10 protein-coding genes are annotated in these 12,229 nt (G+C 61.9%); 7 read left to right on the top strand and 3 right to left on the bottom strand.

Annotation, left to right across the window (positions count from 1 at the left end):
• Positions 1-44 precede the first annotated feature (44 nt).
• The 3 genes from M653_RS0109910 to M653_RS0109900 are packed head-to-tail and all read left to right on the top strand — an operon-like array spanning position 45 to position 3,693.
• A complete protein-coding gene (locus M653_RS0109910) occupies positions 45-1,433 on the top strand; it encodes a pitrilysin family protein (protein ID WP_027143211.1) in 1,389 nt (462 codons plus the stop codon).
• A 2-nt stretch (positions 1,434-1,435) separates the two neighbouring features.
• Positions 1,436-2,833 (top strand): pitrilysin family protein, encoded by a 1,398-nt coding sequence (locus M653_RS0109905; RefSeq protein ID WP_027143210.1) that lies wholly within the window; start codon positions 1,436-1,438, stop codon positions 2,831-2,833.
• Positions 2,830-3,693 (top strand): patatin-like phospholipase family protein, encoded by an 864-nt coding sequence (locus tag M653_RS0109900; protein WP_027143209.1) that lies wholly within the window; start codon positions 2,830-2,832, stop codon positions 3,691-3,693. The genes M653_RS0109905 and M653_RS0109900 overlap by 4 nt, the downstream gene beginning before the upstream one ends.
• Positions 3,694-3,765: 72 nt before the next feature.
• On the opposite strand, the gene M653_RS01000000132320 is transcribed toward M653_RS0109900, so the two are convergent.
• Entirely contained in the window at positions 3,766-6,900 is a 3,135-nt protein-coding gene (locus M653_RS01000000132320; RefSeq protein ID WP_198028760.1) for a class I SAM-dependent DNA methyltransferase, read from the bottom strand.
• Positions 6,901-7,345: 445 nt separating this feature from the next.
• On the bottom strand, positions 7,346-7,915 hold the full coding sequence (efp, locus tag M653_RS0109890) for an elongation factor P (protein ID WP_084636569.1): 570 nt from the start codon (positions 7,913-7,915) through the stop codon (positions 7,346-7,348).
• A gap of 198 nt (positions 7,916-8,113) precedes the next feature.
• On the opposite strand from efp, the gene epmA reads away from it, so the two are divergent.
• Positions 8,114-9,160 (top strand): EF-P lysine aminoacylase EpmA, encoded by a 1,047-nt coding sequence (gene epmA / locus M653_RS0109885; protein ID WP_027143207.1) that lies wholly within the window; start codon positions 8,114-8,116, stop codon positions 9,158-9,160.
• 25 nt (positions 9,161-9,185) lie between these two features.
• Here epmA and M653_RS0109880 read toward each other — a convergent pair whose 3' ends face one another.
• The gene (locus M653_RS0109880; protein WP_027143206.1) at positions 9,186-9,596 is read right to left on the bottom strand and encodes a VOC family protein; all 411 of its coding nucleotides are present in this window, start codon (positions 9,594-9,596) and stop codon (positions 9,186-9,188) included.
• Positions 9,597-9,770: 174 nt separating this feature from the next.
• Here M653_RS0109880 and M653_RS0109870 point away from each other — a divergent pair, with 174 nt between their 5' ends.
• The 3 genes from M653_RS0109870 (at position 9,771) to M653_RS0109860 (ending at position 12,226) form a co-directional block, all read left to right on the top strand.
• Complete coding sequence (locus M653_RS0109870) at positions 9,771-11,114, top strand: TldD/PmbA family protein (protein ID WP_027143205.1); 1,344 nt, start codon at positions 9,771-9,773, stop codon at positions 11,112-11,114.
• On the top strand, positions 11,101-11,904 hold the full coding sequence (locus M653_RS0109865; protein WP_027143204.1) for a 3'(2'),5'-bisphosphate nucleotidase CysQ: 804 nt from the start codon (positions 11,101-11,103) through the stop codon (positions 11,902-11,904). Before M653_RS0109870 ends, M653_RS0109865 begins: the two co-directional genes overlap by 14 nt.
• A gap of 76 nt (positions 11,905-11,980) precedes the next feature.
• A complete protein-coding gene (locus tag M653_RS0109860; RefSeq protein ID WP_015318348.1) occupies positions 11,981-12,226 on the top strand; it encodes a DUF4170 domain-containing protein in 246 nt (81 codons plus the stop codon).
• The last annotated feature ends 3 nt before the right edge of the window (positions 12,227-12,229 follow it).

Genomic DNA, 12,229 nt, shown 5'->3' with positions numbered 1-12,229 from the left:
GCCTGCGCCTTGCCTATCGTCGCTGCATGAAACCGGAGCCATCGATGACATCCAGGACTGAGTGGCTGAGGCCAACGCTGCTGGCGACGTCGCTGGCTTTGTTCATGACCGACCCTGTCCTGGCGGACAACGCCGTATTGCCAGACACTGTGCCGGCCGAGTTCAAGGTCACGGACTTCCTGCTCGACAACGGCATGGAAGTGGTCGTCATTCCCGACCATCGCGCGCCGATCGTCACCCATATGGTCTGGTACAAGATCGGCAGCGCCGACGAGCCACCGGGCAAATCCGGCATCGCCCATTTCTTCGAGCATCTGATGTTCAAGGCGACGGCCCATCACGAAGCCGGCGAGTTCGACCGCGCCGTCTCCGACATTGGCGGCTCCAACAACGCCTTCACCTCCTACGACTACACCGCTTTCCACGAGACGGTGGCGCCGTCGGATCTCGAACTGATGATGAGCTTCGAGGCTGACCGCATGCGCAACCTCATCCTCACCGACGACGTCATCAAGACCGAGCGCGATGTGATCCTGGAGGAGCGCCGCTCGCGCATCGACAACAATCCGCAGGCCGTGCTCGACGAGGAGGTCGACGCCACACTGTGGCAGAACCAGCCCTATCGCATTCCGGTTATTGGCTGGATGCAGGAGATGGAACAGCTGAACCGCACCGACGCCGTCGCCTTCTACAACAAATATTACCGGCCCAACAACGTCGTGCTGATCGTGGCCGGCGACGTCCAACCGGAAACGGTGAAGGCGCTGGCCGAAAAGACCTATGGCAAGGTTGCCCGCGGACCGGACTTGCCGCCGCGCGTCCGCCCGGTCGAACCGGAGCAGAACACCAGGCGCACCGTGACGCTCTCCGACGCCCGCGTCAGCGTGCCGAGTTTCTCGACGCAATGGGTCGTGCCCTCCTATCACACCGCCAAGCCTGGCGAGGCCGAAGCGCTCGATCTGCTTGCCGAGATCCTTGGCGGCGGAAACCGCAGCCGGCTTTACCAGGCGCTCGTCATCAAGCAGGGCATCGCTTCCAGCGCCGGCGCGTATTTCCAGGGCACCATGCTCGACGACACCAATTTCACCGTCTACGGCGCGCCGCGCGGCGACGCCAAGCTGGCCGACGTCGAAGCCGCGGTCGATGCCGAGGTGGCGCGCATCGCCAGCGACGGCGTGACCCCGGATGAGCTCGAAAAAGCCAAGGACCGCTATGTCAGGTCAATGATCTTTGCCCGCGACAAGCAGGACTCCATGGCCAATATCTATGGTTCGACACTCGCCACCGGCGGCAATGTCCAGGACGTGCAGCAATGGCCGGACCGCATCCGCAAGGTCACCACCGACGAGGTCAAGGCCGTTGCCGCGCGCTATCTGGTGCTGGCCCGCTCGACCACCGGTTATCTCTTGCCGCAGCAACAGGCGGGGAATTGATGATGATGAACGAGTTTAGCGGCGCGTTGACTTCTCCCCGCGAGGCTCCCCCTTCTCCCCTTGCGAGGGGAGAAGGGAAGGCCCTGCATGCCATCGCAACCCTATTCCTCTCCATCCTCTTCCTAATCCTGCCGGCGCTTGCCGCCCACGCCATGGACATCCAGTCCGTCACCTCGCCGAAGGGCGTCACGGCCTGGCTGGTGGAGGACTATTCCGTGCCGGTTGTCGCCGTCCGTTTCGTCTTCGGCGGCGGCTCGACGCAGGATCCGGTGGGGAAGGAAGGCCTGGCCAATCTGATGACCGGCCTGTTCGATGAGGGCGCCGGCCCGCTCGATTCGGAAGCCTTCCAGATCAAGCTCGACGCCGGCGCCGAAATGAGCTTTGACGCGACCCGCGACGGCATCTACGGCTCCATGCGCATGCTGGCCGAACAGCGCGACGAAGCCTTCGACCTGTTGCGGCTGGCGGTCAATGAGCCGCGCTTCGACCAGGCGCCGATCGATCGCATCCGCGCCCAGGTCCTGTCCGGCATCATCGCCAACGAGAACGACCCGGACACGGTGGCGCAGAATCGATGGGCGCGCGCCGTCTATGGCGACCACCCCTATTCGCGCTCCGATCAGGGCACCAGGCAGAGCATCGCCGCCATCACGCAGGCCGACCTTGAGGCCCTGCACAAGGCGGTGTTCGCGCGCGGCGGCCTGCATGTCGCCGTGGTCGGCGCCATCGATGCCGAGACGCTGAAGAAGAAGCTCGACATGGTGTTTGGCGATCTGCCGCCAAACCAGGCGATCGCCCCTGTCGCCGATATCGAGCCCAGGCTGGCGCAGCATATCGAGGTCAACTACGACCTGCCGCAGACCTCGCTGCAGCTCGCCTGGCCAGGCGTGAAGCGCAAGTCGGCGGATTTCTTCCCGGCCGCGCTGATGAATGAAATCCTTGGCGGCGGCACTTTTACCTCGCGCCTGTTCCAGGAGGTGCGCGAAAAGCGCGGGCTGGCCTACAGCGTCAATTCCTCGCTGGTAAACCAGGACCACGCCGACGCGCTGATCGTCACCACCGGAACGCGTTCCGACCGCGCCGCCGAGACGCTCGGCATCGTACGCGACGTCGTCAAGCGGTTGGCGCAGGACGGCCCGACGGAGGCCGAACTGGCGGCGACCAAGAAATATCTGATCGGCGCCTATGCCATCAGCAATCTGGATTCGTCGAGTGCCATCGCCGCGACGCTGGTCGAGTTGCAGCTCGACGATCTCGGCATCGACTACATGCAGCGCCGTACCGGCTATATCAACGCGGTGACGCTCGATCAGGTCAAGGCGGCGGCGAAGAAGCTGCTGACCGCCGAGCCGACCATCATGGTGGTCGGACCGCCGCTGGCGGGAGCCGGCAAGGGATGAGCCCGACTTTCGGCATAGCTTTCGGCGGCGGCGGCGCGCGCGGCCTGGCGCATATCCATGTCATCGAGGCGCTAAACGAACTCGGCATCAAGCCGGTGGCGATAGCCGGCTCCTCGATCGGCGCCGTCATGGGCGCCGGCATGGCCTCGGGCATGACCGGCAAGGACATGCACGACTATGCCCGCTCGATCCTCGGCCGGCGCGCCCAGGTGGCGAGCCGCATGTGGCGGGCACGGCCAGGCACGATCGCGGAAGCCATGCAAAATGGCATCCGGGTCAGCCAGTTCAATGTCGAGCGCATCCTCAAGGCCTTTTTGCCCGAAGCCATTCCCGAAACCTTCGCCGAATTGAAAATCCCGCTGAAGGTGACAGCGACGGACTATTTCGGCCATAAGCTCGCCGTGTTCGACGATGGCGACCTGCACTCGGCCCTTGCCGCCTCGGCCGCCATCCCCGCCGTCTTCCGCCCGGTGATGCGTGACGGCAGACTGCTGATCGACGGCGGCATCTACAACCCCGTGCCCTTCGATCTGATCGAGAAGGATGCCGACATCATCATCGGCGTCGACGTGGTCGGCGCGCCGGAAGAGGCCGACCGCAAACAGCCGACCTCCGTCGACCTGATGTTCGGCGCCACGCAGCTGATGATGCAGTCGATCATCGCCAACAAGCTGAACCAATGCCAGCCCGATATACTGGTCCGCCCGGCGGTGTCCAAATACCGGGTGCTCGATTTCCTGAAGATCGATGCCTTGATGAAGGAGACCGTTGAAATCAAGGATCGGCTGAAGCGGGAGGTGGCGAGTGTGATGGAGGCGCGGGGCGGGAAGGACAAACGCGGGAAGCGGGTGACTGGGTGAAGCTCGCCGCGTCGATAGCCAACATGGCGGGGAAGGTTTTCTGCGATCTGGACTAAGCGCTCAACATCGGTGTTAAGCGGTTCGATGTCTCCTGCTGGGGCGTCCCGTCACAGCCGCCCCTCGTTCCTGTGCGTTTTCAAGCTCGTCCAGAGCAAGCTCCTCTTGCTTTCGTTTCTTGCCGGGAATTGGCAACAGCAATTGCGGCTGGGCACGCAATTCCTCCGGCGTCTTGCGCCGAGTCTTTTTTGTCCGCTGTACAGCTGCGGCACGAGTAAAGTTAAGTTCAAGCAGCTTTGCTAAGGCGTCTTCCTCCGAGATATCTGTTGGCCAGCCATAGGCGGTAGCAACAGCTGCGTCGAGTTCGCGATGCGCATCAACAAGCCATTGCGGGCGCCGGTTGTATAGATTGGTCAAAGTCCGCTCGCGCAGGATCGCCTCCGCGCTCACGTCTCTGGGCAGAATGCGGTCCGGATAGCCGGCAACAACTTCCGGCTCGATACGAACGAGATCGGTTGGGTTAAGCCATGCATTGCGGAGGTCATCGAGCCGCGTTGCCGCCTGAGCGATAGCCACAGCTCTGGGGTCGTTCTCGTAGCGCTTGGCGGGAACGTTTGGCGTTAGGCCTTCTGGAAATGGGAAAGTTTCGAAACAGGAGCTTATCGTATAGCGAGGATCATTGCCCACACCATGCCACGAACCCACACCCAGCGACCAAACTAGATGCCAATTGGAAAGCAAAATCCCGAAAGTTGTGTCGTCGTCACGTGCAATTACCTGCAACTTGTGATCCGGAACGATCAGCGTTGATAGCCATGTAAAGACACGATGCCGCGAAACTTCGGGCGTAACGATAACGCGGTTTCGTCCCTCCAGCGCCCGCCACATGCCGGGTCGCGGCTCAACATGGCGCCACCATCGGTCGCGATATGCATCGCGCCTATTTTGGGCCCGCTCGGGCAGGACGTGTTCCTTTATGTGTTCGAACGGACCCTCGTACAACGAGGCCGTCTGCTGAGACATTTCCCAACCGAAATCGATAATCCACATGTCTCTCGAACGGCGCGTCATATCCATTCCATTTCGCCACGGGCGCAGCACATCTGAATTTGGCTTGCCATTGGGATTCAGAGGAAGCTGCAACCACTCCCGCGCAAGCCTACCTGGGATGTCGAAAGCGCCGCCCTTTGTATCTCCCATAAATGCAACGCTGAGATTTTCCGTGAGTCTGTGCGCACGGGTAAGGTTCGTTGTTCCGGCCGTAAGGTCCGAATTGATTTCCGCGACATCATTGCCATCGAGCCGTAATGTATCCTCACCATGACCGAAGCATATAAGTGAGACCCGAACATCCGCACCGTCGACAATCCAAGGTTCATCGCTCCAGGCTTCAAAAATACGGTTCTCTGCAGCGATCTTATCAAGGACCTTTCGGTTGGCACCTCCACGAATTGAATTTGTAGCGACAAGCCCGACTCGTTGTGAATGGCCGGATTTCAAGGCGGCGCGGGCTTTTTCAAACCAATAACAGACGAGGTCGGCTTCTCGCGAAACGCGGCCATCATAAACATCGAACAGACGATCCACGGTTTCGTCTCCCAAACCGTGGCGCATTAGCCGTATGCCGAGGAATGGAGGGTTTCCGACGACGAATTCTGCCTCAGGCCAATCAGTCTCGATGAATTTTGAGCCGGTTGCCGCGCTTTGCAGGTTGCTATTCTCCGGCGCGTCTTTCTGATCATGGAGAGGAGACGACACAGGTTTGACGAGCGCATCGCCCTTTTCGATTGCTTTAAGCTTGCGCAGGATCGGAATTGATTTCGACCGGATGCCGTTTCGCAATTGCCACTGGATATCGCCTATCCAAATTGTAGTGCGAGCAAGCTCAGCCGCTGGTGTGTTGATCTCGATTCCACGAAGGATTTCCGGGCCGACGAGCGGCAGTTGCGGACTAAGGCCCAGAATTTCGCATTCGAGATTGGCTCTGTTTTCGATGTCCTTGACACCCTGCAGGGCAAGATAAAGAAAATTTCCCGATCCGCATGCCGGATCGAGAATGCGCAAGTTGCGCAGGCGTTCCAGGAATTGGGAGCGAATTTCCTGCGCCGCTTCCTCTCGAGTCATGCGCCGATGCGGCTTCTTGCGCATTGGTGGGCCAAGTTCGCCATTTAAGAGCGCTGCGATCTGCTGTTTGGCGGCCTCCCATTCTGCACGAAGCGGTCTTAGAATAACGGGATCTACGAGCTTCATGATCTTGTCGGTGTCAGTGTAGTGCGCACCGATCTGTGCTCTCTTGTCCGGGTCAAGAAAGCGTTCGAACAGCGTTCCGAAAATGGTCGGGTCGATCAAGCTCCAGTCAAGACTATCGGCTGCTATCAGCAGCCCGATATCACCTTCATCGAGCGGCAGTGCGCGACGGCCGTCGAAAAGACCACCGTTGAACCAAGCAATTTCGGTGAGGTCGAATTCGCCACCACGTTCCATCGCTTCGAAGAGCTTGCCGAGGTAACCGCTTGCCCTCTCCGGGTTTTGGGAAGAGCGCCTCAATAATTTCGCAAACAACGCATCCGGTAGCAACCTCACACTTTGGGCGAAGAAGCAAAACACGAGCTGATTGACGAAATGGGCGATCTCGTCGGCTGTGCCTCGCCCTTGCAAGCGTAACGCGATCGTCGAGAACTTATCCGCCGCCTCTGCGGTCACGGCGGCACGCGTTTTGGTCGGCTTCAGTTTTTCGGGGTCATAGAAGACATTGTGCAGAATTTCGCGTGGGGCTGGCTCGGCCAGGTCGTCAAGCGTGATCTCGTAGGTTACCGGGACCGTATTCGTCCATGCCGTGTGGATACGGAAACGCTCGATGTCGCAAACCACCTGCAGCGGTGGACTTTGTAGAGCCGGTGCGTAGCGGACAAGTTGCAGGAGGGCGTCGTCGAGATTGCCGTTCTTACGCTTGTACTCCCAGGCAAAGTGGCCTTTTTTCCAAACGTCGGCGAAGCCGCGCCCACCCGCCACTTTGTTCGCGCCCTTCTCGAAAGCAAAAAACTGACCCTTGGGGTCTTCCTCGGTTGGCGTTGGATGACCGAGGAGTGCACAAAGATCGATGAAGTGTTCCTGGGCTGTCTGGCGCTCAGTCAGCGAGACTTTTTTCCACTTCTTGATGAACGCAACAGGCGTCATCATTGGCGCGAGCGCACCAACACCCGAACTCATGACGCAACTCCCCTCTACCCACCGCCTTTATTTAGGCGGGAATGATAACAATTCAGCCAATTGTCGAAGGAGTCAACTGAAGGGAAGGAATAGGGTGAATCGAAGTCGGGATTACTTCGTTAGACGATTTGTAATTTCGTCGATCAAATTATTCGATCCGGAGGCGTTGCTGCCGTACCATCAGATTCACAAAGAGCTTGCTCCTACATCGCGTCCATGAGGTCAGTCTGTTGCTCATCCTGGATCAGCTCTGCGAACGTGAGGAATTACCGCTTCGTGTGCTGTGAACTTAGTACACGCCGACTATTCCAATCGAAACGCGGCACAGCGGTCAGCGCATGCCAAGGCTTCGGCGCCCGTCTATCCAACTGGCGCGAGAAGTCGTCCGCCTATTTGCAGAAGAGCTTTGTTGGTAAGCCTCTTGGACTGGAAGGGCCGGTCCCCCTCAGTCCTTCGCTCGCTCCACATAGGACCCATCGGCCGTCATCACCACCACGCGGGTGCCGGGCGCGATGTGGGGCGGCACGGTGGTGCGCACGCCGTTGGAGAGCACGGCCGGCTTGTAGGAGGACGATGCCGTCTGGCCCTTGGTCGTCGGCTCGGTCTCGACCACTTCGAAGGTGGCGCGCTGCGGTAGCACCAGGGAGATCGCGATGCCGTTGAACTGTGACACCTGCACCGGCATGCCTTCCTTCAGATAAGGTGCCGCGTCACCGACCACGGCTTCCGACACCGCCACCTGGTCGTAGGTTTCCGGATTCATGAAGTGATAGCCTTCGCCGTCGGCGTAGAGGAAGGTGTGCTCGCGCTCCTCGACATAGGCGCGCTCCACCTGTTCGGTGGTCCGGTAGCGCTCCGACACCTTCACCCCGTCGCCGATACGCCGCATGTCGAGCTGCGTCACGGGCGTGCCCTTGCCTGGGTGGATGTTTTCGGCAAAGAGGATCACATAAAGCTTGCCGTCCTTGTCGACGACATTGCCTTTGCGGAGCGAACTGGCGATGACTTTCACCACGGTTTTAAATCCTGCGAGAGTTGACTGGCGTTTGCCGGCTTGTGCGGCGCTGGATGGGGGCCTAGCGCATCTTGGCGCGAACCGCCAGCCCCTCAATGCGAACTGGCCTGGGCGAACTGGCCTGGGGCGAACTGGCCTGGGGCGAACCGACATGGGGCGAACTGACATGGGGCGCACCTGCATGCCTTCAATCCGCTCATGACCGCCGCGTCGCCCTGGTGGACGCCGCATGTCCATGCCGACCGCCGTCCGCGCCTGATGCTGCGCAACGGGCTGACGGCTGCCTTGCGCGACTGGTTCGCCCGCAACGACTTCATCGAGGTGGAGACAGCCGCGCTGCAGGTCTCGCCCGGCAACGAGGCGCATCTGGCGGCTTTCGCCACGGAAGCGGTCGGATCGGATGGCATCCGCTCGCCGCTTTATCTCCACACCTCGCCGGAATTCGCCTGCAAGAAGCTGCTCGCCGCGGGCGAACAGCGCATTTTCAGCCTGGGTCCGGTCTACCGCAATCGTGAGCGCGGCCCCTTGCATCATTCCGAATTCACCATGCTCGAATGGTACCGGGTGGGCGAGACCTATGAGAGCCTGATGCGCGATTGCGCAGCGCTGCTGGCGTTGGCCGCGACGAGGGCAGGAGCCGCGCGCTTTTCTTTCCGGGGCCGCGACTGCGATCCGTTTGCCGAACCGGAGCGGTTGACCGTGGCGGATGCCTTCAGCCGCCATGCCGGCATCGATCTGCTGGCCACGGTCGCCGTCGATGGCGGCACGGACCGGGACGCGCTTCATGCCGCACTGATCCAGGCCGGCTTGCGCACCGCGCCCGACGACAGCTGGGCGGATTTGTTCAGCCGCGTGATGGTGGAAAAGATCGAGCCGCTTCTCGGGCAGGGGCGGGCGACCATCCTGTGCGAATATCCGGTCGCCGAGGCGGCACTCGCCCGGCCGGGCCCCGGAGATCCACGCGTCGCCGAACGTTTCGAGCTCTATTGCTGCGGCGTCGAGCTCGCCAACGGCTTTGGCGAGTTGACCGACGCAGCCGAGCAGCGCCGGCGCTTCATCATCGAGATGGACGAGAAAGAGCGCGTCTATGGTGAGCGCTACCCGCTGGACGAGGATTTTCTCGCCGCCCTTGCCATCATGCCGCAGGCCAGCGGCGTCGCGCTCGGCTTCGACCGCCTGGTGATGCTGGCGACCGGCGCGCACAAGATCGAGGACGTGATCTGGACGCCGGTCGCGGCATCTTGAACGACAGGCTGCTGCCCCTCTGACTTCAATGCGCGAAAACCTGCTCGATCGAGCGAAAGCCCTTGAATTCCAGGGCGTTGCCCGAGGGGTCGCGGATAAACAATGTCGCCTGTTCGCCGGGCTCGCCCTTGAAACGCACCATTGGCCGCTCCAGCCAGTCTATGTCGTCGCGCGCTTCCAGCCGAGTGGCAAGGCGCTGCCAGTCGTCCATCAAGAGCACAGCGCCAAAATGCGGGATCGGTACGGTGATACCGTCGACCTTGCCGTCACTGGCGGCTTGCGCGGGGCGCAGATGCGCCGACATCTGGTGGCCGTAAAGGTCGAAATCGACCCAGGTCGCCGACGAGCGGCCGATCGCGCAGCCCAGCACCTCGCCATAGAAAGTTCGGGTTTCATCGAGATCACGAACCGGAAAGGCAAGATGGAAAGGCGTCATGGCGAAGGCTCCAGATAGGCAAAAACCGCGACGTCCGCTCTTTGCGGGCGCTTCGATGCCGGTTTGGTCGCGACATCCTGATTGCCCTTCTGCCATTGCACAAGCGGCATTGGAACAATAGATGGTGCGGCAGCAACTGCCTTCCGGACAGGCTGAAGAAACAGGATCAAGTGCATGACCGACAAGCTGGACGCGGCGAAATTGACGGACCGCGTCGCGGCCCTAGTCGAGGCCGCCAAACGCGCCGGCGCCGATGCCGCGGACGCCGTCGCGGTGCGTGGCCGCTCGACCGGCGTCTCGGTGCGGCTTGGCAAGGTCGAAAACACCGAGGCTTCCGAGGGCGACGATGTTTCGCTGCGGGTCTTCGTCGGCCAGCGTGTGGCCAGCGTATCGGCGACCGCCGCGTCCGATCCGAAGGCGCTTGCCGAGCGTGCCGTCGCCATGGCCAAGGTGTCTCCCGAGGATCCCTACCAGGGTCTTGCCGACCCTGCGCTGCTCGCCGGGCAGACGCGCGATCTGGACCTGTTCGACGCGACCGAAGTATCGGCCGACCAGTTGAAGGAAGCCGCGCTTGCGGCCGAAGCGGCGGCTCTCGCCGTCAAGGGCGTGACCAATTCGTCCGGCAGCAATGCCAGCGCCGGGCTTGGCGGGCTGGTTCTGGCCACCTCGCACGGTTTTCTCGGCCACTATGTCGGCTCGCGCTTTGCGCGCTCGGCCAGCGTGATCGCCGGCGAGGGCACCGGCATGGAGCGCGACTATGAATTCTCCTCGCGCCAGCATTTTGCCGATCTCGACTCACCCGAGGACATCGGCCGCAAGGCCGGTGAACGGGCGGTGCGCCGCCTTGGCGCGCGCAAGGCGGCGACCGGACCGGTCGACGTGGTGTTCGACCCGCGCGTCGCGCGCGGCATTGCCGGCCATATCGCCGGCGCCATCAACGGCGCTTCCGTCGCCCGCAAGACCTCGTTCCTGCGCGACATGATGGGCAAGCAGGTGGCCGCTGCCGCCATCACCGTCACCGATGACCCGCTGCGGCGCCGTGGCCAGGCCTCGCGCCCATTCGATGGCGAAGGCGTCGAGGGCGAGAAGCTCCTGATGATTGAAAAGGGTGTCCTCAACCACTGGTTCCTGTCGACGTCGGCGGCCCGGGAGCTCGGCCTCGTCACCAACGGTCGCGGCGCACGCGGCGGTTCCTCCGTCTCGCCGTCGTCGACGAACCTTGCCATCGAGGCGGGTGAGCGCTCGCCGGAAGACCTGATCGGCTCGCTCAAGACCGGCTTCTACGTCACCGAAGTGTTTGGCCAGGGTGTCGACATGCTCACCGGCGAATACAGCCGCGGCGCCTCCGGCTTCTGGATCGAAAATGGCGCGCTTGCCTATCCGGTCGCCGAAGTCACCATCGCCTCGAACCTGAAGACGATGTTCCTCAACATGGTGCCGGCGAATGACCTCGACCGGAATTTCGGTACTGCCGCCCCGACGCTCCTGATCGAAGGCATGACCCTTGCCGGAGCATGACCTGACCACTGCCGCTGCCGATCAGGATCTGCCGCTGCTGCGCGACGCCGCCCGCGAGGCCGGTCTTATCGCCATGCGCTACTTCGGCAACAATCCGCAGGTCTGGATGAAGGGTGGTACCTCGCCGGTCAGCGAAGCCGATCATGCCGCCGATGCGTACCTGCGCCAGACGCTGCTTGCGGCACGGCCGGATTATGGCTGGCTGTCGGAAGAGACGACCGACGATCCGGCACGGCTTTCGGCGCGCCGCACCTTCGTTGTCGACCCGATCGACGGCACGCGCGGCTTCCTCGAAGGCCTGCCCACATGGTGCGTCAGCGTTGCCGTCGTTGAGCTTGGCCGCACGCTCGCCGGCGTGCTCGAATGTCCGGCCATGGATGAGACCTACTGGGCGCTACCCGGCCAGGGCGCCTTCCGCAACGACAAGCGCATCGCGGTACGCAAGCCTGAGGACAAGGCTGAAATTTCAGGGTTGAAGCAGTTGATCGACATGGTGCCTGCCGGCTGGCAGAAGCGGCTGCAGCGGGCACCCTACATCCCCTCGCTCGCCTACCGCCTGGCGATGATCGCCAACGGGACGCTCGACGCAACGTTCGTCAAGCCGAACGCGCATGATTGGGACATCGCCGCCGCCGATCTCATCCTGCGCGAAGCGGGCGGCCAGCTGCTCGACCCGAATGGCCGGGCGCCGCTCTATGCCGGCGAGGTGATCCGTCACGGCGCGCTCGCCGCCGGCAGCGGGGACCTGCTGGCGGTGCTTGTCGATGTCATCGCCGGGCTGGATGGCTGAAAGCATTTTCGAAGGTTCCAAAGTCGGCGGCTTTGGTCTAGACCTGTGACAAACTCACGATATGTGAAGGACCGACATGGCCGCGGAAGACGGAAAGAAACAGCTTTTGCATCTGGTGTTCGGCGGCGAACTCAAGAAGCTTGGCGGCACCGAGTTCCGCGATCTCGACGCGCTCGACATCGTTGGTGTCTATCCCGACTATCAATCCGCGCACACCGCGTGGAAAGCCAAGGCACAAGCCAGCGTGGACAATGCCCATATGCGTTATTTCGTCGTTCATCTGCACCGTCTGCTGGATCCCGATAGCAAGGCCGCCGGTTGACTT

Origin of the sequence: Mesorhizobium sp. WSM3626, from assembly GCF_000513935.1 — a bacterium.
In the GTDB taxonomy this organism is placed as follows: Bacteria; Pseudomonadota; Alphaproteobacteria; order Rhizobiales; family Rhizobiaceae; genus Mesorhizobium; species Mesorhizobium salmacidum.
Note: the sequence above shows the minus strand (reverse complement) of the source record. Positions and strands in the feature narration are given on the sequence as shown.

Bases quoted from the DNA above. Each gene is read 5' to 3' on its own strand.
- M653_RS0109860 (WP_015318348.1), top strand. From the start codon at position 11,981: ATGGCCGCGGAAGACGGAAAGAAACAGCTTTTGCATCTGGTGTTCGGC.
- M653_RS01000000132320 (WP_198028760.1), bottom strand. From the start codon at position 6,900: ATGAGTTCGGGTGTTGGTGCGCTCGCGCCAATGATGACGCCTGTTGCG.
- M653_RS0109910 (WP_027143211.1), top strand. From the start codon at position 45: ATGACATCCAGGACTGAGTGGCTGAGGCCAACGCTGCTGGCGACGTCG.
- epmA (WP_027143207.1), top strand. From the start codon at position 8,114: ATGACCGCCGCGTCGCCCTGGTGGACGCCGCATGTCCATGCCGACCGC.
- M653_RS0109880 (WP_027143206.1), bottom strand. From the start codon at position 9,596: ATGACGCCTTTCCATCTTGCCTTTCCGGTTCGTGATCTCGATGAAACC.
- M653_RS0109870 (WP_027143205.1), top strand. From the start codon at position 9,771: ATGACCGACAAGCTGGACGCGGCGAAATTGACGGACCGCGTCGCGGCC.
- M653_RS0109900 (WP_027143209.1), top strand. From the start codon at position 2,830: ATGAGCCCGACTTTCGGCATAGCTTTCGGCGGCGGCGGCGCGCGCGGC.
- M653_RS0109905 (WP_027143210.1), top strand. From the start codon at position 1,436: ATGATGAACGAGTTTAGCGGCGCGTTGACTTCTCCCCGCGAGGCTCCC.